At 56.2% G+C, this 24,646-nt stretch carries 18 protein-coding genes; 12 read left to right on the forward strand and 6 right to left on the reverse strand.

All coding sequences use genetic code 11. From position 1 onward, the window contains the following. Nucleotides 1-14 precede the first annotated feature (14 nt). The 3 genes from AC13D2_RS17400 to AC13D2_RS17410 form a co-directional block, all read right to left on the reverse strand. On the reverse strand, nt 15-1,640 hold the full coding sequence (locus AC13D2_RS17400) for a methyl-accepting chemotaxis protein (protein ID WP_482938947.1): 1,626 nt from the start codon (nt 1,638-1,640) through the stop codon (nt 15-17). Between the two features lie 148 nt (nt 1,641-1,788). Then, nucleotides 1,789-3,624 (reverse strand): putative bifunctional diguanylate cyclase/phosphodiesterase, encoded by a 1,836-nt coding sequence (locus AC13D2_RS17405; protein ID WP_300496838.1) that lies wholly within the window; start codon nt 3,622-3,624, stop codon nt 1,789-1,791. 153 nt (nt 3,625-3,777) lie between these two features. Further along, a complete protein-coding gene (locus AC13D2_RS17410; protein ID WP_367187227.1) occupies nt 3,778-5,241 on the reverse strand; it encodes an amidase in 1,464 nt (487 codons plus the stop codon). Between the two features lie 175 nt (nt 5,242-5,416). Between AC13D2_RS17410 and AC13D2_RS17415 the strand changes: the two genes are divergently transcribed. Next, the gene (locus AC13D2_RS17415) at nt 5,417-6,043 is read left to right on the forward strand and encodes a methyltransferase family protein (RefSeq protein ID WP_292048314.1); all 627 of its coding nucleotides are present in this window, start codon (nt 5,417-5,419) and stop codon (nt 6,041-6,043) included. A gap of 18 nt (nt 6,044-6,061) precedes the next feature. On the opposite strand, the gene djlA is transcribed toward AC13D2_RS17415, so the two are convergent. Continuing rightward, the gene (gene djlA / locus AC13D2_RS17420) at nt 6,062-6,832 is read right to left on the reverse strand and encodes a co-chaperone DjlA (protein WP_292048313.1); all 771 of its coding nucleotides are present in this window, start codon (nt 6,830-6,832) and stop codon (nt 6,062-6,064) included. 90 nt (nt 6,833-6,922) lie between these two features. After that, nucleotides 6,923-9,790, reverse strand: a complete 2,868-nt coding sequence (locus AC13D2_RS17425) for an HD domain-containing phosphohydrolase (protein WP_292048312.1) — start codon at nt 9,788-9,790, stop codon at nt 6,923-6,925. Between the two features lie 106 nt (nt 9,791-9,896). Between AC13D2_RS17425 and alkB the strand changes: the two genes are divergently transcribed. Beyond that, nucleotides 9,897-10,547: a DNA oxidative demethylase AlkB gene (alkB, locus tag AC13D2_RS17430; protein ID WP_292048311.1), complete on the forward strand. Its 651-nt coding sequence runs from the start codon at nt 9,897-9,899 to the stop codon at nt 10,545-10,547. On the opposite strand, the gene AC13D2_RS17435 is transcribed toward alkB, so the two are convergent. Next, a complete protein-coding gene (locus AC13D2_RS17435; RefSeq protein ID WP_292048310.1) occupies nt 10,517-11,416 on the reverse strand; it encodes a LysR family transcriptional regulator ArgP in 900 nt (299 codons plus the stop codon). The genes alkB and AC13D2_RS17435 overlap by 31 nt on opposite strands. An 83-nt stretch (nt 11,417-11,499) precedes the next feature. Between AC13D2_RS17435 and AC13D2_RS17440 the strand changes: the two genes are divergently transcribed. The 10 genes from AC13D2_RS17440 to AC13D2_RS17485 all read left to right on the forward strand — a co-directional run bounded on the left by AC13D2_RS17440 (nt 11,500) and on the right by AC13D2_RS17485 (nt 24,617). Beyond that, nucleotides 11,500-12,120, forward strand: a complete 621-nt coding sequence (locus tag AC13D2_RS17440) for a LysE/ArgO family amino acid transporter (protein WP_292048309.1) — start codon at nt 11,500-11,502, stop codon at nt 12,118-12,120. Nucleotides 12,121-12,366: 246 nt separating this feature from the next. Then, entirely contained in the window at nt 12,367-13,854 is a 1,488-nt protein-coding gene (locus tag AC13D2_RS17445) for a SulP family inorganic anion transporter (RefSeq protein WP_292048308.1), read from the forward strand. 1 nt (nt 13,855) lies between these two features. Continuing rightward, entirely contained in the window at nt 13,856-14,782 is a 927-nt protein-coding gene (locus AC13D2_RS17450; RefSeq protein WP_292048306.1) for a universal stress protein, read from the forward strand. Nucleotides 14,783-14,814: 32 nt separating this feature from the next. Beyond that, nucleotides 14,815-16,353, forward strand: a complete 1,539-nt coding sequence (locus AC13D2_RS17455; RefSeq protein ID WP_482938948.1) for a phospholipase D family protein — start codon at nt 14,815-14,817, stop codon at nt 16,351-16,353. Nucleotides 16,354-16,609: 256 nt separating this feature from the next. Continuing rightward, nucleotides 16,610-16,891, forward strand: coding sequence for a hypothetical protein (locus AC13D2_RS17460; protein ID WP_300499137.1), 282 nt, complete (start codon nt 16,610-16,612; stop codon nt 16,889-16,891). Nucleotides 16,892-16,935: 44 nt separating this feature from the next. After that, nucleotides 16,936-17,523, forward strand: coding sequence for a restriction endonuclease subunit S (locus AC13D2_RS17465; RefSeq protein ID WP_300499140.1), 588 nt, complete (start codon nt 16,936-16,938; stop codon nt 17,521-17,523). Next, nucleotides 17,520-19,034: a type I restriction-modification system subunit M gene (locus AC13D2_RS17470; protein ID WP_300499142.1), complete on the forward strand. Its 1,515-nt coding sequence runs from the start codon at nt 17,520-17,522 to the stop codon at nt 19,032-19,034. Before AC13D2_RS17465 ends, AC13D2_RS17470 begins: the two co-directional genes overlap by 4 nt. Beyond that, entirely contained in the window at nt 19,024-20,151 is a 1,128-nt protein-coding gene (locus AC13D2_RS17475; RefSeq protein WP_300499145.1) for a restriction endonuclease subunit S, read from the forward strand. Before AC13D2_RS17470 ends, AC13D2_RS17475 begins: the two co-directional genes overlap by 11 nt. 251 nt (nt 20,152-20,402) lie before the next feature. Then, entirely contained in the window at nt 20,403-21,308 is a 906-nt protein-coding gene (locus tag AC13D2_RS17480) for an Abi family protein (RefSeq protein WP_300499147.1), read from the forward strand. 21 nt (nt 21,309-21,329) lie between these two features. After that, nucleotides 21,330-24,617 carry a type I restriction endonuclease subunit R gene (locus AC13D2_RS17485; RefSeq protein ID WP_300499150.1) on the forward strand — a complete coding sequence of 1,096 codons (3,288 nt, stop codon included), beginning with the start codon at nt 21,330-21,332 and terminating at the stop codon, nt 24,615-24,617. Nucleotides 24,618-24,646: the final 29 nt, after the last annotated feature.

Genomic DNA, 24,646 nt, shown 5'->3' on the forward strand with positions numbered 1-24,646 from the left:
CGGGCGCGCGGCACTTAACGCCGAATTCTGCTGGATAAGTCCCGCGCCGCCTTTGCCATGCTTTCCAGCTTTGGAACCATGGTGAGGTTGTCTTCGGCAGCGTGATTCATGGTTTCAGATATCTCTGCAACTTCGGTGATGTTACGGTTAATTTCCTCGCTGACGCTGGTTTGTTCCTCGGCCGCGGTTGCCACTTGGGTGGTAGCATCATTCACACTGCCCATGCGGCGATTAATCTCGCCCAGGGTCTGTCTAACTGCCTCCACCGACTGACCACTCTCCTGAGCGACGATTTCGCTTGCCTGCATATATTCAGAGGCATCTCTGGATCCGGTGGCTATGGTGTCGATAATTCGATCGATCTCCACGGTGGCTTCCTGGGTCTTGGCTGCGAGGTTCCTGACTTCGTCGGCGACCACGGCAAATCCACGGCCTGCCTCTCCAGCGCGGGCTGCCTCTATGGCGGCATTCAGCGCCAGTAGGTTGGTCTGGTCCGCGATTTCGCGGATGACCTTCATCACGTCGCCAACTTTTTTGCCGTCGGATGTGAGCTGGTTGACGGTCTGTGAAGAGGTCTGAATCTGGACAGCGAGTCGATTCATGCTGTCCACTGCAGCGTTAACCTGCTTGTCGGCTTCTCCCGTTTGGCCGGAGGTCTCCTGCACTTGGCTTGCAACAGATGCGGCGTGTTGCGCGACATCCTGGGCGGTTGCCGACATCTCGTTCATGGCGGTTGCTATCTGGTCAATCCGCTGATGGGCAAGTTCGGATTGTGATGAGACTTTTTTGGCATTGTCCCTGATCGTTGAGCCCGTGTGTTCGAGTTCACGAGCGTTGCCTTCCATCAAATCGCCGGTTTCTGAGAGAAAGTCGTGTAGCTTGCGGGCGCTATCAGCCAGTCGACCCAATTCATCCTGACGGATTAGAGTCGCAGGATCAGACAGATCACCTTCCCCCAGTTTGTGCATCTGGCCAATCAGTGTTTGCGTTGGTCGGACGACGGAACGAATCAGGACAATGACGCAGGCGATCGTTCCCAGAATCACCGCGAGTAGCATCAGGCTACCGACGCGCCAGGTATTTGTCGTGACGGATTGGTTAAGGGCCGCTGCCTCGTCCACACCCTGTTGACGAATCAGTGCGGAGGCGTCTTCAATCAGCTTTGACGGTTCCCGATCAATGCCGCTGACGGCCCTATCGCCTTCGCCGTGCTGGAAACCCGATGCCACGAAGTCGGCGAACCCAATCCGGTAGGCCTCACCCATCTCTCGGTGGGAGCGCTGGAACCGACTCATCAGTGCACGGGCCTGATCATCTTCCAGCCTTGGGATAAGACCATCCAGCTTTTGCTGGACGAGGGCTTCCTGATCCTGGAATCGGGTCCAGTATTTCGTACGCTGACCGGCATCAGAGCCGCGAATCAATACGTTTTTCCACTCCTGGACCTGGGTCTTGAACTCACTGAGTATGTCCTGCGCCTCCAATGCCCTGACCATACGTTGGCTGGCCAGCCGGTGGTAGTCATTCTTAGCCTGAAGGGAATAGTTGAAGTAATAGCCGGCAACCAGTACGACTACCAGATTTGCCGCTATAACAACGCTCAGCACACGATTGAGAATACTTCGGGAATACCAATTCATGACGTAGTGGGGGCCTGTTTAAAGCGGGAGGTTTCATTCGCGCGTATTTTTTGCGCGCGCATTAAAGCACGATTTGTGGGCTCACACACGACGAAATGGCGGGTGTCACAAAAGTTTCATATGATCGATCAGGAATAGCGGCTGGCCACTAGAGGGGGGTGAAATACTGGTCCATCAGGCGCTCAAAGGGTAGCGGCTTGCTGTATAGATAACCTTGCAGATAGTTACAGCCTTGGTCGAAAAGCCACTGTTCATGGGCTTTGGTTTCAACGCCCTCAGCGACGACCGATAGCCCAAGCCCCCGCGCCAAGCCAATAATAGACAGGGTAATGGCGCAGTCATCTTCGTCGTCTGGCAGTTGGCTGATAAAGGAGCGGTCAATCTTGATCCGTGAGAAAGGCAGGCTCTTCAGACGGGAGAGCGACGAATAGCCGGTTCCAAAGTCGTCTATCGACAGGCTTGCACCGTCGGCGACCAACTCTTCCAGGATACCGGTCAGTGAGCTGAAATCCCCTTGAATGGAATCTTCGGTTACCTCGAAATGCAGTGCCCTGACCGGCACGCTGTATTCACGACAGGTTCCCCGGATCAGGCTGGGAAGTTCCGGCACCGAAACCTGCTCGGCCGCCAGGTTGACTGAAATCTCTGGCAGCGTGATGCCCCGGTTGCGGGCCTGTTGCCAGTGTTCGCATACTCGCCGGAGCATAAATTCCCCCAGCGTATACATCAGGCCACCGTTTCTGGCTATACCCAGGAATTCGATGGGTGACAGCCAGCCGCGTTGTGGGTGCTGCCAGCGCACCAGGGCTTCCAGGGACTCTACTTTCAGACCGGAGGCGTTCAAGATCGGCTGGTAGAACACGTCCAGAGTGTGGTGGCTGATGGCCGCCCGCAATTCGTTTTCCAGGGCGAAACGAGAACGGGCCGTTGTCTGGATGCTGGAGTCAAAGAAGCAGGCCTGGTCCCGGCCTCGCTGCTTGGCGTTGTACATGGCGGCTTCGGCGCCCCGTAACAGATCTCCGGTGGTTTGGCAGTCTCCGGGCAGGTGGCAGATACCCAGGCTTGCGCCAACGTTGATGGCGTGGCCGGTGAGGCGGATGGGCTTGTTAATTTCCCGCCGTATCCGAGAGGCAGTCAGTTCCAGAGAGTCCCGCATGGTGTGGTTGCGCACAATCAGGGCGTACTCATCACCGGCAATCCTGGCCAATAGGTCCTTGCCCGGAACGGAGAGCTTTTTCAGGCGGCGGCCAACTTCGGCAATAACGTTGTCTCCCACCTGCGGGCCAAGCCCATCGTTAATGGATTTCAGGCGATCCACATCAATCCATATCAGGGCCAGGCTACCAAGACCCCGTCGCTCTATTTTGCCGGCAAGGTGGTCGATACGGCTTCGAAGGGAGTCGATGTTTGATAGCCCGGTCAGTGAATCGTAACGGGTGGCGTATTCGAGTGCGCGTTGCGAGTCGAGCCAGGCTTCGTAGGTATTGATCAGACTGATGGTATCGGCAATGGCGACGACAAAGGAGATTTCCGGCAGGGTCCATTGACGCCGGTGTGTTGACTCCAGGCAAACAACGCCGCTAAGCCGGGCACCGTCAAACACCGGTGCGTCAAGCATCGATATTATGTTGAGAGGGGCCAGGTACCCAGGCGTGAAGGCCCGGGTTCGGGGATCGTTCTGCGCATCGTGAACAGACAGCACGCGCTCTGTTTCCAGGGCCGAGAAGTACTCCGGGTTGCCGGATTGGTAAAGGCTGGACTTGTTACCGGAGGCGGTGTCCGCAGTATGAAGCCACTCGGACTCAATGCGATCACGTTCTTCCGGGAACTGCCAGACACTGACCCGATCAACATCGAGCAGCTGTGCACAGAGCGCCGTCAGGTCCGCGAGTTTCTGCGGGCGTTTCTTGTCGACAAACGCGGAACTGTGGCTGAGTTTGGTCAGTGCCTTGTGAAAGGTCACGAAGGTGTCCGTATCGGGCATAGTCTCTGGCTGTCAGTTCCGGGAATTATATTGGGTTTACGACAAGGAGTGGCGATTGGTCGTATTTGCGCCAGCATTTCCCATTTCCCGACTCTCTCATATTGGCACCCGGCCCTGACACTGTCCATTTTGAAGTCATAAGGGGTGTGGCATTCATTTATCGCCTGCGAGCCCTCGTCCGTTCAGGTCTATTCTGGGCCAGCGTGTGGCGTCTTCCAGCAGGAACGCCAGTTCCAGCAATGTCTGTTCACCCCCGTGTTTGCCCATCAGCTGGACGGAAACCGGCAGGCCTTGCTCATCGAGGCTGGCTGGCAGCGAGATGGCGGGTGCGCCGGTGGCGTTGGCCAGTGGCGTAAAGCTTACGTATTGGGTCAGGCGGTCGAATAGGGTGTCAAAGTCAACCGTGGGGCTCAGATAACCGATCTCAGGCGTAGTGTGGCCGAGCACCGGAGTGAGAATGGCATCGTAACTGGCCATGGTGCGGGCGTAGTCGTGAAATGATCGGTGCAGGCGCCAGAGCGCCATCGGCAATTTGTAGAACTGTTTTCTGAAGGCCTTATCGAGCCCAAGTGTCAGTCCATCCAGTTGTGATTTGTCAAAGCTTGGATGAATCAGCCGCTTGCCATTGGCGCGTACGCCGAAGGCCAGCATTCCCCAATAGAGCGCGAAATCATCGGGGAAGGTGGAGGCAGCGGGAATGTCCATTGGCTCCACGCGGTGTCCCAGCGTCTCCAGCAACTGTGCCGTATTTTCAACAGCGGCGCGGGTTTGAGTGTCTGTGGCGTGACCGTTGAGGGAGTCGGTTACCAGGCCAATCCTGAGTGGGCGAGTGCCGGGCCCCTCCACCTTTCCAATGGCCGGGAGTTTTGGGTTCCGGAAATAGCGCTCCGCTCCGTAATAAAAGTTGGCGGTATCCCTGACCGTGCGCGTTACAACACCATCACTGACAATATTAACGGGTAAGGTTTTTGCCGCATCATTGTCAATCAGCCTGCCCCGAGTTGGTTTCAGCCCGACCAGCCCACAACAGGCGGCCGGAATACGGATAGAACCGCCACCATCGTTGGCGTGGGCGATCGAGACAACGCCTGCCGCGACCAATGCTGCAGAGCCCCCTGACGAAGCGCCGGTGGAGTAATGAAGGTGCCAGGGATTACGGCTCGGGGCGCCATGGACGGGTTCTGTGGTGGCGTTGAAACCGAACTCAGGCAGAGTACTTTTGCCAAAACACACCAGGCCCTGGGCCAGCAACTGGCGGGCGAAAGGGCTGGTTTTGTCCGCCGGATGGGAACCGATGGCTGCGGTGCCATGGGAGGTGGGGAACCCTTTTACCTCGGTGTTGTCCTTGATTACCGTGGGGACTCCCGAAAACAAGCCAGGCTCGTTTTTCCCGGAACGGACTTCAGTCGCGACGAGTTCCGCATTGTCAGGAATGGTAGCGACTAGACCATGGATAATGGGTTCTGCCAGCCGCGCCCGTGCCAGGGTTGCCCCAAGCACTTCGTCTGGTGAGACGTCGCCGTTACGAATCAGTTCGGCCAGCGCGGTGGCATCATGCCGGTCAAGTAGATCGTCACTGAACGTGTGCAGGGATTGTGCTCGAGGCTGGATGGTCAAAGCGGATACTCCGTGTGGCTCTGGGGCTGCATCCACTGTATACAAAGACTAAACGTGATGATATGTCATATCAGGAAATTGCATCGCTCTGCACAAAAGGTAAGAATCCAGTTTCAGACCGTTTTGACAGGCGATAAGCTTGTTCTGGTCACCATCACGGTAATAAGCGAATTTAATGATTCTCCTGGACACTTTCGACTCATTTTCCGAACCACTCGTCCGATACTTTCTCGGCATTTTCTTCCTGTTGATCGGCCTCCAGTTCACGGCACGAAGTCTCGGCCTCCACGCCAGGATGGGGTTTTCCTTTATAAACTACGGCGAGCGGGCCACTGCCGGGTGGTGGCACAGGCACATTTTCAATGCCTTTCGGGCTTCAATCCTGGCGGTGGTATTAGCACGTGTCTTTGTGGATATTGACCCCTGGCTGGGCGTTTTCGATGCGCTCTACCATGGGCCGGTACTGGTCATCGGAATGTTACTCCTGTTGCTGTCGTTCAGCCTGGTCAATTATCTACAGGCCTACATGCACGAGGACTGGCGTTCGGGTGTTGACCCGAAACAGGATCGCCATCTGCTCACTGGTGGCCCCTATCGCCGCAGCCGCAACCCAGTGTTCATGGCGGTTATGCTCGGCCAGTTGGGCTTTTTTCTGGCGCTGCCTTCGGTGTTTTCGCTGGTGTGCCTGCTTGCGGGGGTAACGGTATTGGTCAGGCAGGCGAGGGTGGAGGAAAAGGCCCTCGCCGAGTTGTTCGGCGAGGCTTACGAGGCCTACCGCAGGCAGGTGCCTCGCTGGCTGTAGGTCTGGTTCGCCGGTACTTTAGTTGCGGGCGTCCTTGACCACGTCGTAGGCGTGGCTGATCTCTCGGGTGCGCTCTTCCGCCATTTCCCGCATGCTTTCAGGCAGGCCTCGTCCGGCCAGTTTGTCCGGATGATTTTCACTCATCAGTTTGCGGTAAGCTTTCTTGATCTCGGCGTCGCTGGCGGAAGGCGACACCCCGAGAACCTTGTAGGCATCATCAATCTGGCTGGCGGACGATGCCTGGCCAGACGCGCCAGCCTGGCCCGCATGTGCGCCCCTCAACATGGCTTCCAGCTGGTCTACCTGGGCCTCGGGCAGTCCCAGCCCCCGGGCAATGCGCACCAGCATTTCGTGTTCGGCCGGGTGTACCACACCATCGGCGGCAACGGCAGACACTTGTACCTGAAGGAACATCTGCAGCAATGCGGGCTGGCGGCCACTCACTCGTAGGAAGTGTTGGAGTTCTGCATCCAGGTCGAAGTCATCGGCTTTGCCCCGGTTGAAGGCAGCCTTGGCACGCTCCCGGTGTTCACCGGAGAGGCGGAACCGGTCGAACAGGCGTTCCGCCACCTGGATCTCATCGCGAGTAACAACGCCATCGGCTTTGCAGAGCGCTCCCATCACCGCAAACACGGATTCCAGGAAGTCCGTCTGCACATTGCGCAGCTTTTGCCACAGACGGCTTTTGATGTATCGGGTCAACAGTACGCCTGCCACAGCGCCAATCAATAGGCCGGGAAAGCGGCCAAACAGGTAGCCGATCAAACCGCCGATAAACAGGCCGAACATGTCAGTGTCCTTTTCAAGTGTTTAAAACTGCGCAAAGTATACGGGTTTCGGCGGAGAATTCGAAAGCAACCCGTTGCGATGGAGGAATGTTCATGTCAGATAGCGTTCCTCATTCACGGTATCAATTTGCTCCGGGCGCAGGTGTTGCTCCGCGTATTGGCGGTAGATACCTGTCCGGACGAATAACTGGAACACCGCCCGGTCGATGTGTCCGTCATTTACCATTCTCTGCATGATGGTCAGGGATTCGGTCAATGTCTTGCCCTCCTTGTAGGGGCGGTCTACGGCGGTCAGCGCCTCGAAAATATCCGCCACCGCCATGATTCGCTCGGGAATGCCCATGTCGTCTGCATTCAACCGGCAGGGGTAGCCCTGCCCATCCATGCGTTCATGGTGGGTGCCTGCCAGGTGCGGCACGTTCGCAAGCCTGTCAGGCAGGGGCAGGGCGTCCAGCATGCAGATGGTCTGTACGATGTGGTCGTTGATCCGGAAGCGTTCCTCGGGTGTCAGGGTTCCTTTTGCCACGGTCAGGTTGTGGAGCTCACCCTGATTGACGGCATGTTCTGGAAGTGTCATGTCGAATCCCCACAGGTTCCGTGGGTCGTCTTTGGTAACGGGTGGTTTGTGCTCACCCCAGGAGCGGAGGTGAGAGGGCTTGTCTGCCAGCAGAGGTTCGGTCGCAGGTAACGCCTGCTCCGGCGTGTCAGTCAGCACCTGTTTTTCGTCGCCGGACAATCCCAGCCTGTCACTGAAATGACGTACCCAGGTGCGTTGGCCGATCTGTCGGATGTGTTCTATATCGTTCTCCGACATGAATTCGCCACCAGTGTTTGCGTTGGCGACTGCGCGAAAGGCTTTCTGCAGCTCTTCCTGTTCAAGGTCCCGGTCGGTTTCCGACTGCTGAGAACTTTCGCCAGCCAGTTGTCTTTTCAGGCACCTGATCTCCGCGTCCCGGTGCAGAACCTCAAAGCGGGTGCGAATCTCATGGATGCGGTTGTAGATCGTTTCCAGTTTGACTGCCTTGTCCACCACATGCTCGGGGCTGGTGATCTTTCCGCAGTCGTGAAGCCACGCTGCCAGGTGGAACTCGTAGCGCTCGTCGTCGTTCATGGTGAAGTTGGCAAAGGGTTCGGCGGGGCTTTGGATGGCTTCATCCACCATCATCTGGGCAAGTTTGGGTACACGGTCGCAGTGGCCACCCGTATACGGTGACTTGGCATCAATGGCGTTGGCAACCAGGCGAATGATGCCCTCAAGCAACGCCTGCTGGCTTTCAATCAGTTCACGGGTTTCGATCGCGACGGCGGCCGAGCCGGCGATCTCATCGACGAATACGATCAGGTCGTTGCTCAGGCGGGTATGGTCCCCATGCTCCATTTCGATAATCAGGGCCCCAATCAGTTGTTTGCGACGGTTCCTGAGAATGGCGAACACTGGGTGGCCGGAAAGGGCGTGGCGAAGCGCTTGTATCACTTCGTTGTCGTCATCCGAGGCGTTGATGCCAAAGATGGTTTCCGGCGGGTGTATGCCACGGTCTACGGCTAACGAGAGCTCGCTATTCTGGCGGCTCATCAGGTAGATAGCACCCCGGGTCTGCCCGAGAATGTGAACGATCTGTGCAAGGATATCTTGCAAAAGGCTATCCAGGTCCTGACCCCGGTTGAGCGCGGTGGCAATGCTCTGGAAGCTGCGGATGGTGCTGGCCATATCGTCCAGGGCGACGCTGAGCTGACGGGCTTCGCGAATGTGGGAATTGACGGAGATGGGCGTGTCGAAGCGAAAACGGGAGAGTGCACCCACTTGGCGTGTCAGCAATTCCAGCGGCCTACCCACACGACGGCCCAGGAACCAGCCGATGACCAGCAATAAAAGTGCAATGGCACTTGCCAGGGCAGTCTGACGGGTCAGGGCCGCCCAGACATCGGCCAATAGTTCGTCGGCGGGAATGGCCACGGCGATTTTCAGGTTCTCCCTGTCCAGGGACTCAAGGGGTTCTGTCATGCCGTACCAGTCCCGGTTTTCAGTGGTAAAGCTGTTTACCTGTTCAGGTGAGACCTGACTGCTGTCGTGATCCAGGACGGCGGTGATGGCGTCGTCGTAAAGCTCTTGCGGCTCAGCTGAGTCGGAAATTGCCCCGCTGTGGGTGGCATCAGGCCCTGTGTGGGCCAGGGGGGAGCCCTCGGCATTGACGATGGCAATGCGGGTGCCGGGCGTCTGCCGCAGTTCGGCTAGCTGTGTGCTCAGGTCGGTGACAGTTACATCTATGCCAAACACAGTATTGCCGTCCATGCCCTTCGCAATGGCTTGTCGTCGGGAAAGTGTCAAGCCGGTTTCACCTGTGGTGAAGAAGACATAGGGTGCGGTCAGTTTCGTATTGCTGGAGGCATCGGCGAGTTCGTACCAGCCACGGTCTCGAGGATCAAAGTGGTAGTCGGATGGCGTGCGGCGTTCCAGAAGGGTGCGGCCGGCATCGTAGAAGTGCCACATGGATTGCGACTTTCCATCCGCGGCCCTGGTGATGGACTGGAGCAGGTACTGCGCATTGGTGGGTGCATCTGGAAACTGCGTGGCGCCGGAGCTGCGTATCTTTCGTAGCAGGAAAAAATCGCCATTGGCATAGCCAGCGTAAACGGCACTGACGATGTCGCTGCTGTCGAGAATGTCAGCGACAACCGGCAGCCTGACCAGTCGTTGTTGTAATGTATCTGCGATGGCCAGAGGGTCGTGGCTGAGGACCGCGAGAGCGGTTGACGGCGGGCCGGTAATGGCACGGATGCGGTCGTCCACACTGACGGCAAGCTGGCGGGCCGTGGCACTGGCGGCGGTTATCTTGGCGTTCTCCATACCGCGAAAGCTTTGCCCGACCAGTACAATGGTGAGCACCAGCATGCCGAGGGTGATCGCGGAGGCAATCAGAAAAGCAAGCGACACCTGCGCTGACTGGCGATTTCGACGCATGGTTCATCCTTAAACGGTGGTCTGGTGTATCAAAGCGCAGTGTGCTGCACTGACCCAAGGGTAGACGTTAAACTCCCGGTTTTCCTGATCATACGGTGAGCGCCCAATGACTATGGATTTGTTCGAGTCATCTTCATCTGAGCCCTGGGACGAGCCGCTCTGCGAGGGAGCGGTTGTCCTTCGCCGTTTCGCCCGCGCCGACGCCAGCGAATTGCTGGAGGCGATTTCAGGCGTGGCGGAACAGGCGCCGTTTCGGCAAATGCAGACGCCGGGCGGTCACACCATGTCGGTGGCCATGACCTGTTGCGGCGAGTGGGGCTGGGTGACAGATACGCAGGGCTATCGGTATCAGCGAACCGATCCGCTTTCCGGGGAGCCTTGGCCGGTAATGCCGACAATGTTTCGGTCCCTGGCGGTTATGGCGGCAAGCGCTGCGGGGTACTCTGAGTTCGAACCGGATGCCTGCCTGGTAAACCGCTATGCGCCCGGCGCCAAGATGGGTCTCCATCAAGACAAAGATGAGGACGATTTCGATCAGCCGATTGTTTCAGTGTCTTTGGGCACACCGGCCATGTTCCAGTTTGGAGGCGCCCGGCGCAGTGACCGGCCACAGCGTGTGCCTCTGGAGAATGGCGATGTTGTGGTCTGGGGAGGCCCGGCGCGGCTCCGCTACCATGGCGTGTTGACGCTCAAGCAGGCACAGCATTCGTTGACGGGTGACAGCCGTTACAATCTGACGTTTCGCCGTGCGCGGTAACGGTGGGTGATGGCACCCTCAAGAGTGGTGGTCAAACGCTGTAGCAGCTCTCCACTGTGGCGCCAGAAGTGCCAATAGAGAGGCACTTTCAGTTCATGCCCCGGTGCAAGGTTGATCAGGCTCCCATTGTCCAGCCAATGACTGGCCTGGATCTGCGGAATCATACCGTAGCCCATGCCGGCCCTGGCAAGTTGGACGAACCCTTCGGAAGAGGGGCACAGGTGGTAAGGGAAACGGCCGTGGTAGCCGCAGCCGGCCATGAATCGGTGCTGTAGTTGGTCGTTGGGGCCAAACACAATGGCCGGAGAGGTCGCGAAAGCCTCCGGCGTAATGCCATCCGGAAAGAAGTGCCGGACATACTGCGGGGTCGCCAGGGGCATGTACGTCATTTCCCCCAGGGCCACGCAACGCCCTCCAGCGATGGGCTGGCTGCTACTGCACAGGCAGGCGGCCACATCGCCATCGCGCATTCGCTTCAGGCCCACATCCTGGTCCTCAATAACCAGGTCCAGCAATAAACCCTCCCGGCTGCAGAATTCCCCAACCACAGCGGCCCACCAGGTGGCCAGGCTGTCGGCGTTGATGGCGATACGCAGGCGCGTGGTGTCCTCGGCCAGGGCGGGTATGGTCTTTCGAAGGTCTCGTTCCAGCAACTGTACCTGCTGGAAGTGGTTCAGCAGTTTGTTACCTGCCGGCGTTGCCTGCAGGTCCGGGTGCCGGACCAGAACGGGCTGCCCCAAACGCACTTCAAGTGACTTGATGCGTTGTGATACGGCGGACTGGGTGAGCCCGAGTATCTCCCCGGCACGCTCAAACCCGCCATTCTCGATCACCGCGGCAAGTGCCTGAAGAAGTTTGTAGTCCAACATAAGAAATTTTCATGAGATATAAGGTTTATGATTTTTAAGTATAGCGATTAGCCCTTAAGCTTCCAGCACATTCGGAGGGAAACATGCTGACAAGTTATCTGACAGGGCTGCTGGTGTGCGGCGGAATCATTATTGCGATCGGTGCTCAGAACGCCTACATCCTGGGGCAGGCGATACGCCGGGAACATCACTGGTATTGTGCGGGCATCTGCATGACGGCGGATATCCTGTTGTTCACGGCAGGCATGTTCGGAGTTAACGCCGCGTTGATGGCTGTACCAGAAGCGCTGGATGTCATGCGCTGGCTGGGCGTGGCCTTCCTCAGTTGGCTGGCGCTGCTGGCGTTCACCCGTGCTGCGAAAGGGCGCGATGCCCTGGATGCCAGGAAAGCAGACGTTTCGAGCCTGCGGACCGTGGTGTTGACCACTCTGGCGGTAACGTTGCTGAATCCGCAAGTGTATCTGGATACCCTGTTGCTGATTCCCGCCATCGGCGCGCAACAGGCCAGCCCGCTGGTGTTCGTGGCCGGCGCCAGCAGTGCGTCAGTTATGTGGTTCTGCCTGCTGGCGTTCGGCGGGGCGGCGCTTTCTCCCTGGCTGTCGAGCCCCATGTCGTGGCGGTTCATTGATGGCGCCATTGGTTCCATGATGGCGATTATTGCCTTTCACCTCGCCAGCAACGGCCTGTCCGGGCCTGTGGCGTAAACCGGGCCCGGTCTCCGGGCCCGCCGGTTACTTTTCCAGCACCGTTCTGGTATGCTTCGCCGCCTTTAATTCGCAGCTTATGAACGTACCTTAATGAACGTCTCCACGACCGTTACGACGATCACTCCGCCCTAGCGTCCTGCGCTCCCAGGTTAATGCCCTGATTGAACTCCGGTAGTCACCCCGAGATGACTACAACCGGTTCTTACGTCCCGAATTTGCCCTCTCTGACTGGATACCAACGATATGGTGAACAAGCTTAAAGCCGACTGGCTTTCCAATATACGCGGCGATTTGCTTGCCGGCATTGTGGTGGCGCTGGCGCTGATTCCCGAAGCCATCGCTTTTTCCATTATCGCCGGTGTAGACCCGAAAGTGGGGCTGTATGCCTCATTCTGTATTGCTGTGGTGATAGCCTTCGTGGGCGGCCGCCCTGGTATGATCTCTGCCGCGACAGGGGCCATGGCGCTGTTGATGGTGACCCTGGTCAAGGAACATGGTCTGGAATACTTGCTGGCGGCCACGCTGCTGACCGGGCTCCTGCAAATCGGCGCTGGCTATCTGAAACTCGGCGGTCTGATGCGCTTTGTGTCCCGTTCCGTGGTGACCGGGTTTGTGAATGCCCTGGCTATCCTGATCTTTATGGCGCAGTTGCCAGAGCTTACCAATGTCACCTGGCACGTTTATGCCATGACCGCAGCCGGGCTGGGGATCATTTACCTGTTTCCACTGGTGCCGGTCGTTGGCCGCATACTGCCATCTCCGTTGATCTGTATCGTCTCGCTGACCATTGTCGCGATGGTCTACAACATCGATATCCGCACGGTCGGTGATATGGGGCAACTACCGGATACGCTTCCGATTTTCCTGTGGCCTGACGTGCCGCTGAATCTTGAAACCCTGATGATCATTCTGCCTTACTCTGTTGGCCTCGCCATTGTTGGCCTTCTGGAATCCATGATGACCGCCACCATTGTTGACGACCTCACGGATACCACCAGTGACCGTAACCGGGAGTGCAAAGGGCAGGGCGTTGCCAATATCGGCTCTGGGCTGCTGGGTGGCATGGCCGGCTGCGCGATGATTGGCCAGTCCATTATCAACATCAAATCCGGCGGCCGAACGCGGCTGTCCACGCTGACAGCGGGTGTATTCCTGCTGGTTCTCGTGCTGGTGCTGGACCAGTGGCTGGTACAGATTCCCATGGCGGCTCTCGTGGCTGTGATGATCATGGTGTCCATCGGTACCTTCAGTTGGGCGTCGATCAAAAACCTGAAAGAGCATCCCCTGTCCACCAACATTGTGATGGTCGTGACCGTTATTGTCGTCGTCGCCACGCACAACCTGGCCTTCGGCGTGCTGGCAGGCGTGCTTCTGGCGGCGCTGTTCTTCGCCAACAAGGTGGGCCACTACATGCTGGTGACGTCCGAGTTTGATGAGGCGACCGATACCCGCACCTACAATGTTGTCGGCCAGGTGTTCTTCAGCTCCTCGGAAAAATTCACGGAATCCTTTGATTTCAAGGAAGCAGTGGATAATGTGGTGATTGACCTGACCCGGGCGCACTTCTGGGACATTACCGCAGTGGGCGCGCTGGACAAGGCCGTGATCAAGTTCCGTCGCGAAGGCGCGGAGGTGGAGATTATCGGGCTGAATGAAGCCAGCGCCACCATTGTTGATCGCTTTGGGGTGCACGATAAACCCGACGCCGTTGACCAGTTGATGGCGCACTGATATGACACAAGCCAAGGAATTCAACGACGTAACCGGTCAGAATAACAACCACAAGGATCATCAAGGCGAGGTTGAAATGCTACGAGTAGTTGCCTGTATCGACGGCTCCCGGGCTGCTCCGGCGGTGTGTGATTACGCTGCCTGGGCCAGTAAGCACATGGAAACCCCGATGACTCTGCTGCATGTTCTCGACGAGGAGCGCTACCCAACAGAGCCGGATCTGGCGGGTAGCATTGGCTTGGGAAGCCGTGAACAGCTGATGGATGAGCTGGCCGAGCTTGATCGCAAGCGTTCAAAGCTTGCTCTGGAACACGGCCATCACATGCTCGATGAGGCAGAGCGCCGGGTGAAGGAACAGGGCATTGACGACGTGATCAAGCGCCAGCGCCATGGGGACCTGACAGAATCCCTGCTGGCCCTGGAAAACCAGACACGTTTGTTGGTGATGGGACTGCACGGCGAGAGCAGCTCAGACCGTGACGTTCACGTGGGTAGCCAGTTGGAAACCGTGATTCGCAGTGTCCACCGCCCGATTCTTCTGGTTCCGGACGAGTACGAGCAGCCGAAGAGCGCCATGCTCGCTTTTGACGGTAGCGCCACGGCATTCAAGGGTGTGGAACTTCTGGCGGGTAGCCCGGTACTGAAAGGCATGCCGATCCATCTGGTGATGATTGGAGCGGACACCAGTGATCGCTGGGAACAGCTCAGGAAAGCCGAGAAAATGCTGGGCGATCTTGGCGCCGACATCACCCTGGCGATCCGCGCGGGGGATGTAGAGCCAACGCTCCATGGCTATCAGGAAGAACACGATATCGACATCCTGGTGATGGGGGCTTATGGTCATTCACGAATTCGGCAGTTCCTGGTAGGAAGCACCACGACCACGATGCTGAAGACTGCGAAAAAACCGCTGGTGATCCTGCGCTAATGTCATCCGAGCGGGGTTCTGTTGCTCGGCTGATGTCAGCACGCCATTGCTTACTGGTGCTGCTGGCGATGTTGACAGGCTGCGCCGGCAGTTTGCCGCCGGCCACTCATTCCGGAGCTGAAACCGCCGTGCTGACTGATGACAGCTTCCTTTCCAGCCAGTCTCGGCAACGGCTGGCCGAGGCGAATGGTCAATCCGGTTACTATCTGCTGGATTCTGGTCAGGACGCCTTCCTATACCGAGCCGCGCTGATTGAGGCGGCTGAACAGCGTATTGATGCTCAATACTACATCTGGAACCGTGATGACTCCGGACTACACCTGGCTGGCCGGCTGTTACTGGCAGCGGATCGTGGTGTACAAGTCCGGCTGCTGCTGGATGACTTTAACGCCGAAGGGATCGGCGAGCTGTTTGCCTCCCTGGATACCCATCCGAATATTCATATTCGTATCTTCAACCCCGCCAGAAACCGCAGCGGCTGGGGCCGATGGGTATCGTTTCTGATGGATTTCCAGCGCATCAACCGCCGAATGCACAACAAGACATTTGTGGTGGACGGCGCCGCTGGCATTGTCGGTGGCCGCAACATCGGTGATGAATATTTCGGCTTCGATCAGAGCCGCTATTTCCGGGACCGCGATGTCCTTGCCTTGGGGCCGGTGGTTGAGGGCATGGCGGATAACTTTCAGGCCTACTGGAACAGCCGCTGGGCTTACCCCGCTTCCGATCTATACGCCTCCGCGCCTGCTGACACCGAGTTAGCCGAGACGATGGAGGGGCTTCGGCAACAGGCCGTCGCACAACCCCGGCTTCCCGTCTCTGCGCCTACAGGGGCGGAGCAGGGTAGGTCTGAGCTGGCAAAGGCGTTTAACCGGATGACGATAGCTCCGGGAGAATTGGTGTTTGACCCTCCACCCGAAAACATGGACGCACCCTCAGAGACGCCCAAACGAAGCGCACTGGCGTTGCAACGCCTGGCGCAGACAGCCACCCGGGAAATTCTGATCGAGTCCGCCTACCTGATTCTGGCCAAGGAACAGTTGCAGGCCTTGGGTACCAACGAGAGCCCGCAACTGGAGGTTGTCGCGCTTACAAATTCACTGGCCTCAAACGACCTGGTCACCAACCATGCCGGTTATTCCCGCTGGCGTCCCTACATGCTGGAGCAGGGCATAGACATCTACGAACTCAAGCCCGATGCCGAGGCCTGCCGGCAATGGCTGAGTGAGGACGCCTTCTGCGCCACGGGCGAGGTCAGCCTGCACTCCAAGTCTGTGGTCTTTGATCGCAGCACCCTGGTGGTGGGGTCTTTCAACGTAAACCTTCGCTCCATCTATCTCAACGGTGAAACTGTATTGATTATCCACAGTGCCGAGCTGGCAAAGCGTGTGGCGGAGGATGTGCGGCTGACCATGGCGCCACGCAATAGCTGGCAGGTTACCCGGGACGACGACGGGAATCTTCGGTGGCGTAGCGGTGAAGCGGTGTTCGACAGCGAGCCGACCGTCCACTGGTGGCGGCGGGCCAAGTCCGAGTTTTTGTCGTGGTTGCCTATCGAGAAGTACCTCTAGCCTGGTTTACGCCAATTAACGAGCTGAGCCACCACATCTTTAGAAACTCTACACCTACTCCCTGGTTTTTAATTTGCTGTAGATGCTCTACTGTAAAAAAACTATTGACTGAAATGCGAGGTCTATGTAGCCTGAGGGTGCACTTCCTGCAGTAGGCTTTCTACAGAGTTAAAGGAAGGGTGCCCGGGAAGTGTGCGGCAGGCTGCCACCTGCCGCAATTACTTTAAACCAATTTAGCATTCGAGGTGTTAAAGCTATGAAAGTATATCAAATTGACTACGACTTGCGTAATCGGCGCGACTATCAGCCCCTGTATCAGCGTATCGAGAGCTACCCAATGTGGTGTCATCCTTTGGAATCTACTTGGGTCATTGCAACTGAAAGTAGTGCAATACAGGTCAGAGACCATCTGAAGGGCGCCATGGATCACGACGATGGTATTTTGGTCACTCGCTTAAAGGGTGAAGCGGCGTGGGATAACTTGAATCCAAAAGTCGGCAACTACCTTAAAGACCTGCTGGAACGTCAAGCAGCTTGACTTAATGGCGCCACGGACGGCGCTTCCGAAGAAGTTTGAGTTTTATGAAAACAGTACCTATCAGCCAACTTGCCGACATTCGAACCGGTTTTACGTTTCGGGAGGCCTCGTCCGGAAAGCAATCTGGGGAGATTCTGGGCCTGCAAATCCGGGATGTTCGAAACGTGAAAGTCGTCGACCCGGACCACCTCTCAGTCATTAACTGGCAAGGAAGCGATCAGTTGCCAACTCTCGTGCCAGGGGAGGTTGTGCTCGCCGCAAAAGGAAGCTATAACCGGGCGGCATTGTTTTTAGACCAACAACATCAGGTGATTCCCTCTAGCCAGTTGCTGGTTTTGTCAGTCAGGGATAAGTGGTCAATATCCCCCGGTTTTCTTTGCTGGGTTTTAAACTACCCGGAAACTCAACGCCGCATGGCGGAATTCCAATCGGGCACCAGCATTTTTTCCATCAGCAAGAAAGCGTTGCAGGCACTGACGATCCCTCTGCCGTCGAGACAAGTGCAGGATCAGATTCTGCGCCTCGACGCCCTACTAGACGAAGAGCGACGTGTAACAAAAGCCTTGATAGAAAACCGCGAAACCCAGGTGCTGGGCGTGGTTCAGCAATTACTTTCCGGAGCAGTTGAATGAGCGAACAGGTTAACCAGAACAATATCAATAAAGCCGTATGGCGAGCATGTGACACCTTTCGGGGCACGGTAGATCCGAGTATCTACAAAGATTATGTGCTCACAATGCTGTTCGTGAAGTATCTGTCAGACGTCTGGCAGGATCACTGGGAAGAATACCAGCGAGAGCACGGCGATCACCCGGAACTGATTCGGGAGCTGATGAAGAATGAGCGCTTTGTATTGCCGCCAGCGGCAAATTTTTACGATTTATACGAGCGTCGGCATGAGCCGGCCAACGGCGAGCGGATCGACAAGGCGTTGCACGCCATCGAGGAAACCAATATCCAGAAGCTGAGCGATGTGTTTCAGGACATCAGCTTCAACTCCGGCAAGTTGGGTGACGAGAAACAGAAGAACGAAATTCTCAAGGCTCTGCTTGAGGATTTCCACAAGCCGGAGTTGAACCTGCGGCCGAGCCGTATCGGCCGGCTGGATATTATCGGTAACGCCTATGAGTATCTGATCGCCCAGTTTGCAGCGACTTCTGGCAAGAAAGCCGGCGAGTTCTACACGCCGGGAGAGGTCTCCGAGCTGATCGCTGAGCTCCTGGCGCCGAAAGAAGGCGACGAGATCTGTGACCCCGCCTGTGGCTCCGGCTCGCTACTGCTGAAATGCGCCAATCAGGTGAAGAATGCCCATAATGGCTCCAAGCGTTTTGCGCTTTATGGCCAGGAGGCCATCGGCAGCACCTGGGCGCTGGCGAAAATGAACATGTTCCTGCACGGCGTAGACAACCACAAAATCGAGTGGGGCGACACCCTGCGTAACCCCAAACTACTGGACAACAAGGGGCGGCTGAAACTGTTTGACGTGGTGGCCGCTAATCCGCCGTTTTCACTGGACAAATGGGGCCACGAAGGCGCGACAGACGATCCTTACAACCGTTTTCACCGGGGTATCCCGCCGAAAACCAAGGGCGACTACGCCTTCATTCTGCATATGATTGAAACCCTGAAGCCGTCAATCGGGCGCATGGGTGTGGTGGTGCCCCACGGCGTTCTGTTTCGGGGCTCCAGCGAGGGTAAAATCCGCAAGCAACTGATCGAGGAAAATCTGCTGGATGCAGTGATAGGACTGCCAGAAAAGTTGTTCTTCGGCACCGGCATTCCGGCGGCCATACTGGTGTTCCGCCAGAACAAAGCTGGTGACAGCGTGCTCTTTATAGACGCCAGCCGGGAATTTCAGGCTGGCAAGAATCAGAATGCCCTGTCCAACGATAATATCCGCAAGATCGTCGACACCTATACTGCCCGCACCCATGTGGACAAATACGCCCATCTGGCGACGTCAGAAGAAATCGCCGAGAACGACTTCAACCTGAATATCCCTCGCTATGTAGATACCTTTGAGGAAGAGGAGGAAATTGACTTGATGGCGGTGCGGGCCGAGCGTAAGCAGTTAAAGGAGAAGCTGGCCTTGCTGGAGCAGGAGATGGATGGGTATCTGAAGGAGCTGGATTATGGTTCCTGAGGGGTGGCTTGAAGGAAAGGTTCAAAATTTCCTTTTTCTACAAAGAGGGTTTGATTTAACGCAACAGAATGCAGAGCTAGGTAATGTGCCAGTTTACTCTTCTTCCGGTCTGTCGTACTACCACAATGAGGCAAAGGTTAAGGGGCCGGGGATAGTCACAGGTCGAAAGGGAAGCGTAGGCCCTGTTTATTTAGTCGAAGGAGACTTTTGGCCGCACGACACTACCCTTTGGGTCAAGGACTTTAAAGGAAATGATATTCATTACATTGAATATTTTTTGAACTACTTGAAGTTGGAAAGACTTGATGAAGCTTCTTCGGTACCCACGCTAAATAGAGCCAATGTTCATGGAATAAAGTGTGTTTTTCCACCTCCTCAAGAACAACAAAGAATCGCCAAAATACTATCCACTTGGGACAAAGTCATTGCCACCACAGAGCAGCTTCTGGCCAACAGCGAGCAACAGAAAAAGGCCCTGATGCAGCAGTTGCTAACGGGTAAGAAGCGCTTGCCGGGGTTTGAGTGGGTGTGGGCCGAATTAGCTCTTGGTGAACTTTTCAGCGAGCGTAGAGAAATAGGAATTTCGAACCTACCGCTCCTATCCGTGACCTCGGAGCATGGAGTCATAAATCGCAATAATGTTGGCCGGAAAGACACTTCCAGCGCCGATAAATCGAAGTATCTGAGAGTCTGTTCCGGAGACATTGCCTATAACACGATGCGAATGTGGCAGGGTGTGTCCGCCTTATCCGGCCTCGAAGGTATCGTAAGTCCCGCTTATACAGTTCTCCAGCCGAACAGCGGGGTGGATTCGCGGTTTGCGGCATACTTGTTCAAACTCCCAGAAATAGTTCATCGCTTTTATCGGCACTCTCAGGGTCTTGTATCCGACACATGGAATCTAAAATACAAGCAGTTTGCCAAGATCAAGGTTTTTGTTCCCTGTGCGGAAGAACAGGCGGCTATAGCCGACGTTCTCGCTAGAGAAGATGAGTTGCTAGCTTGCATTAATGAGCAGCTACTGCAGCTCACATTGGAAAAGAAAGCTCTGATGCAACAACTCCTCACGGGCAAACGCCGCGTAAAATTAGCCGAGACCGAACCGGCCACCGCCTGATTCGCACCTGACCAAGGACCGGAGAGTATTTTGCCCGATAAGCTGCCCCTCAATACCAGCGAGCTCCGCGCCTCGTATCGTCTGGCTCTTTTCCGGAAAAACCGGGATAGCCGCTTGCGCTTGGCGTCGGGAATTCGTTATAGTTCAGTTAACACAGCCACCACGCTTAGTGTCCTCCTAGAGGGTGTCGCGCAACCTTGGTGGCTTTTTTATGCCTGTTTGTTTTTCGCCTATGGCGAACGGGGCGTCCAATGCTGACACCCTATACCAAGCTTCCACTTACCTTTGCTGATCAGTTGCAGCTTCTTGAGTACCGCGGGTTGACGGTTCCCGACCGAGCATTGGCGCTACGCCAGCTCAGCTCTATCAGCTACTACCGACTGAGTGCCTATTGGTATCCCTTCAAAGAGCGCGATGACAAGGGGCAAATGACCGGGGCATTCGAACCGGGCACGAGCTTTGATCAAGTTGTTCGGCTGTACGAATTTGACCGCCGGCTGCGGCTCCTGGTGATGGATGCCATTGAGCGGATAGAGGTGCATATCCGTACGCTGCTGACCTACCACCTCGGTCACCAGTACGGGCCGTTCGGCCACACTGACTCAACCAATTTCCACCCCAAGTTCGATCATGCCAAATGGCTGACAAAGCTGGAGGGCGAGGCGTCCCAATCGAAAGATGCTTTCGTGGAGCACTTCAAGAGCAAATACACGGGCTTTCCGACATTGCCGATCTGGATGTCGACGGAGGTGATGTCTCTGGGCTCTTTGTCCTTCTGCTATACCGGCCTGAAAAACCCGGATAAGCAGCAGATCGCAAAGCAGCTTGGCATTCACCATAAGCGCCTGAAAGACTGGCTACACACGCTGACGTATGTTCGGAATATTTGTGCCCACCACAGTCGTCTCTGGAATCGAAATCTTGCCATCAAGCCGGAGAAGGTCGGCGACGCCGTTTGGAATCCGCCGATAACCCCACGCCATGACAGGTTGTTTTATGTACTGCTGATTTTGCGTGTACTGCTCAGGAGCAATCACAACGGTGACCACTGGGCGGCAAGTTGTAACGAGTTACTGGAACCATATGCGGGCGAAGACCGATACCGGATCGCGATGGGCATGCCTTCTGACTGGAAGGTTCACCCACTATGGGCGTGATCAAGGAAAGGAGAATTAAAAGTGAGTAGTGGCACTCCCAACGCCAGCGAGCTGTACGCGTCACACATACCTGCCATGGTCACCCTTGTGAAACTGGGCTGGGGGTATCGATCACCCGCGCAGGTGATGGAATGGCGTGGGGGTTCTACCCGCGAGGTGCTGTTGCGCCCGGTGCTGATTGATTTTCTTCGCGAGCACCGGTTCGAGTATAAGGGCGAGCTCTTTCCGTTGTCCGGTCAGGGTATTCAGCAGGTACTCACCACGCTGGCCGCCCCGGGTTTGGCCGAAGGGCTGATGCACGCCAACGAAGCCGTGCATGACATGCTTACCCTCGGCATTACCGTCAATGAGTTTATGCCGGATGGCAAACGCCACGCCACAACGGTTCCGTTGGTGAACTGGAAAGATATCGAACGCAACAGCTTTCTGGTCACCGATGAAATGGAGGTTCAGAACGCTTCAGCCACCGGCAACCGGAGACCGGATCTGGTGGGTTTTGTGAATGGTATCCCGGTGGCGGTTATTGAAGCCAAGCGTGCGGCTTCCGGTAACCCGAACAAGTCCATGATTGATGAAAGCATCAGCCAGATGCTGCGCAATCAGGGAGTGCAGGAGATTCCCTACCTGTTCGCCTTTGCACAGTTGCTGCTGGCAGTCAGTCAGACCCAAGGCCGCTACGGCACTACCCGCACACCGCGAAAATTCTGGTCTCTGTGGGAAGAAGAGCGCGTCAGCAAAGACGAGCGCCATGCCATCAAGAACCGGCGCTTGGGCGACGAACAGGTAGCCGCGCTGTTTGCCGACCGCCCGCCGCGTATCCGTGCCTATTTTGAGGAGCTTTGGTCCGGGGCGGTGCTGCCCACGGAACAGGATGAGTTGCTGATCGGCGTTCTCAGCCCAAAGCGGCTGTTGGCTTTTTTGCGCTATTACATACTTTTTTACAAGAGCGATAAGATCATTGCCCGCTACCAGCAGTTTTTCGGCATTGAGGCGTTGTTGGATAAGGTCAACCAGGTGGGGGCTGGCGGTGCTCGCCAGGGCGGCGTGATATGGCACACCACCGGTTCGGGCAAATCGTTCACCATGGTGTTTCTCAGCAAGCTGCTGGTACTGCATGAGTCTTTGACGCAATGCCGACTGGTCGCGGTAACCGACCGGCTGGATCTGGAGAAACAGCTATCCCGCACCTTCGCCTCTGCCGGTGCATTGGGTTTGACGTCAGTAAGCACTGGTGAGGCTGGAAAAGCCCGCATGGGATCTGGCCGTGAATTGGCCCGGCAGATAGGCCAGGGGGAGCAGCGGGTGGTATTCACACTGGTGCAAAAGTTCCTTTCCGCCATTAAGTACAAAGAGTGCTATAACCCGAGCGAAAACCTTTTGGTGCTGGTGGATGAAGGCCATCGCAGCCATGGTGGAGAGAACCACCAGCGCATGCGTAAGGCGCTGCCCAACGCGGGCTACATTGCCTTCACGGGCACGCCTTTGCTGAAAAAAGATCGGGAAGAAACGGTGGAAACCTTCGGCCCCATTGTTCATGCGTACACCATGCGCCGCGCTGTCGAGGACGGCACGGTAGCGCCCTTGCTCTATGAGGAGCGACGCCCAGCGCTGGATGTGAATCAAAAGGCCATCGACAACTGGTTTGAGCGTATAACCCAAGGGCTGAGTGGCGATCAGAAAGCGGATCTTAAGCGCAAGTATGCCAAGCGCGGTGCAGTTTATGGCGCTGAAAACCGCATACGTTTGATCGCCTGGGATATCGCGGTGCACTTCAGCGAAAACGTCAAAAAGCTGGGTAAAACCCTCAAGGGGCAGGTGGCTTGTGATAGCAAACACTCGGCCATTCGCTACAAGAAGTACCTGGATGAAACAGGGTTAGTTAGCTCGCGGGTTGTTATCTCTGCACCAGACACCCGTGAAGGCCACACGGAAGTGGACGAAGCCGAGCAGCCGGAAGTGCAGCAGTGGTGGGCCGATAATGTTCAAAACAATCCTTATGAGTACGAGCGCCAGACTATTGAGTATTTCGGCATGGAAGGAGCGCCGGACCTGCTGATCGTGGTTGATAAGCTGCTTACCGGCTTCGATGAGCCACGCAATGCCGTGTTGTACATAGACAAGCCGCTCAAGGGCCACAACCTCATTCAGGCCATTGCACGCGTAAACCGTTTGCATGAAGAGAAAGCATACGGCTTGTTGATCGATTACCGGGGCATACTTGCAGAACTGGATACCGCCATCGAGACATACCAAAATCTGGAAGAACATACCCAGGCTGGTTATGACATCGACGACATCGAAGGTCTTTACCGAAGTGTGGATACCGAATACAAGCAACTGCCTTGGCTACACAAGGCCTTGTGGTCTTTCTTCGACGATGTGAAGAACACTCGGGATATGCAGGCATTTCGGCAAGTGTTGATCCCGCGTTACAAGGCCGACGAATATGGTAATGAATACGACAGTCGCCAAAAGCTGCGTGAAGATTTTTACCAGGCATTGACGGATTTCGGTATGTGTTTGCAGGTGGCTCGTTCATCGCGCTCATTCTTTGAGGACACCTTTTTCAGCGAGCAGATGATCAACACCTATAAGCAGGATCTGAAATTTTTCGTCGAGTTACGTCAGGTTGCACGGCAGGATGCACAGGAAACCGTGGACTACAGTGCTTACGAAAAGCAGATCTGTAAGCTGGTTGACCGGGACGTTGTCGGCGTGGAGGTGAAAGAAAGCGAAGGTGTGTATGTCGTGGATAAGCTGGGCGACAACCCGGAAGCCTGGGACGACCAGAAGACCCGCAACGAGGCGGATACCATCCGCAGCCGAACACGAAAAACCATTGAACAGGACATGGGTTCTGACCCATACGCGCAAAAAGTCTTCTCTGAATTGCTGAAACAGGCGATTGAAGAAGCCGATGCACTGTTCGATTACCCCGGAAAACAGTACGCCTTGCTAAAGAACTTTGAGGAAAAAGTCGCTGAGCGACAGACTCCTGGTATTCCGGGGGAGCTGGCCGGAAAGCCCCACGCCAAAGCTTATTTCGGTGTTTTTCGGCTCGTCCTGGGTGATGAAGTGGTCGATGCTCAGATGGATAAAACGCGAGACGATTTAATTGCGCTCGCGCTTACCATCGACGGGACGGTCAACGACGTTGTTGCAGAAAATACGCTAAACCCAGGCGGCATTGACGCTGGAATTCGCAAAGCGCTTTTGCCGGACCTGTTCAAACGTTTCGGCTTGGATAAGGCCAACCAGATGCTGGATGAGATCGTTCACATCGTCAAAGTGGGGTTGAAAAGTGACTGATATCCGATCAGCACAGGGAAAAACCCACG

The organism is Marinobacter sp. B-12, from assembly GCF_056857915.1.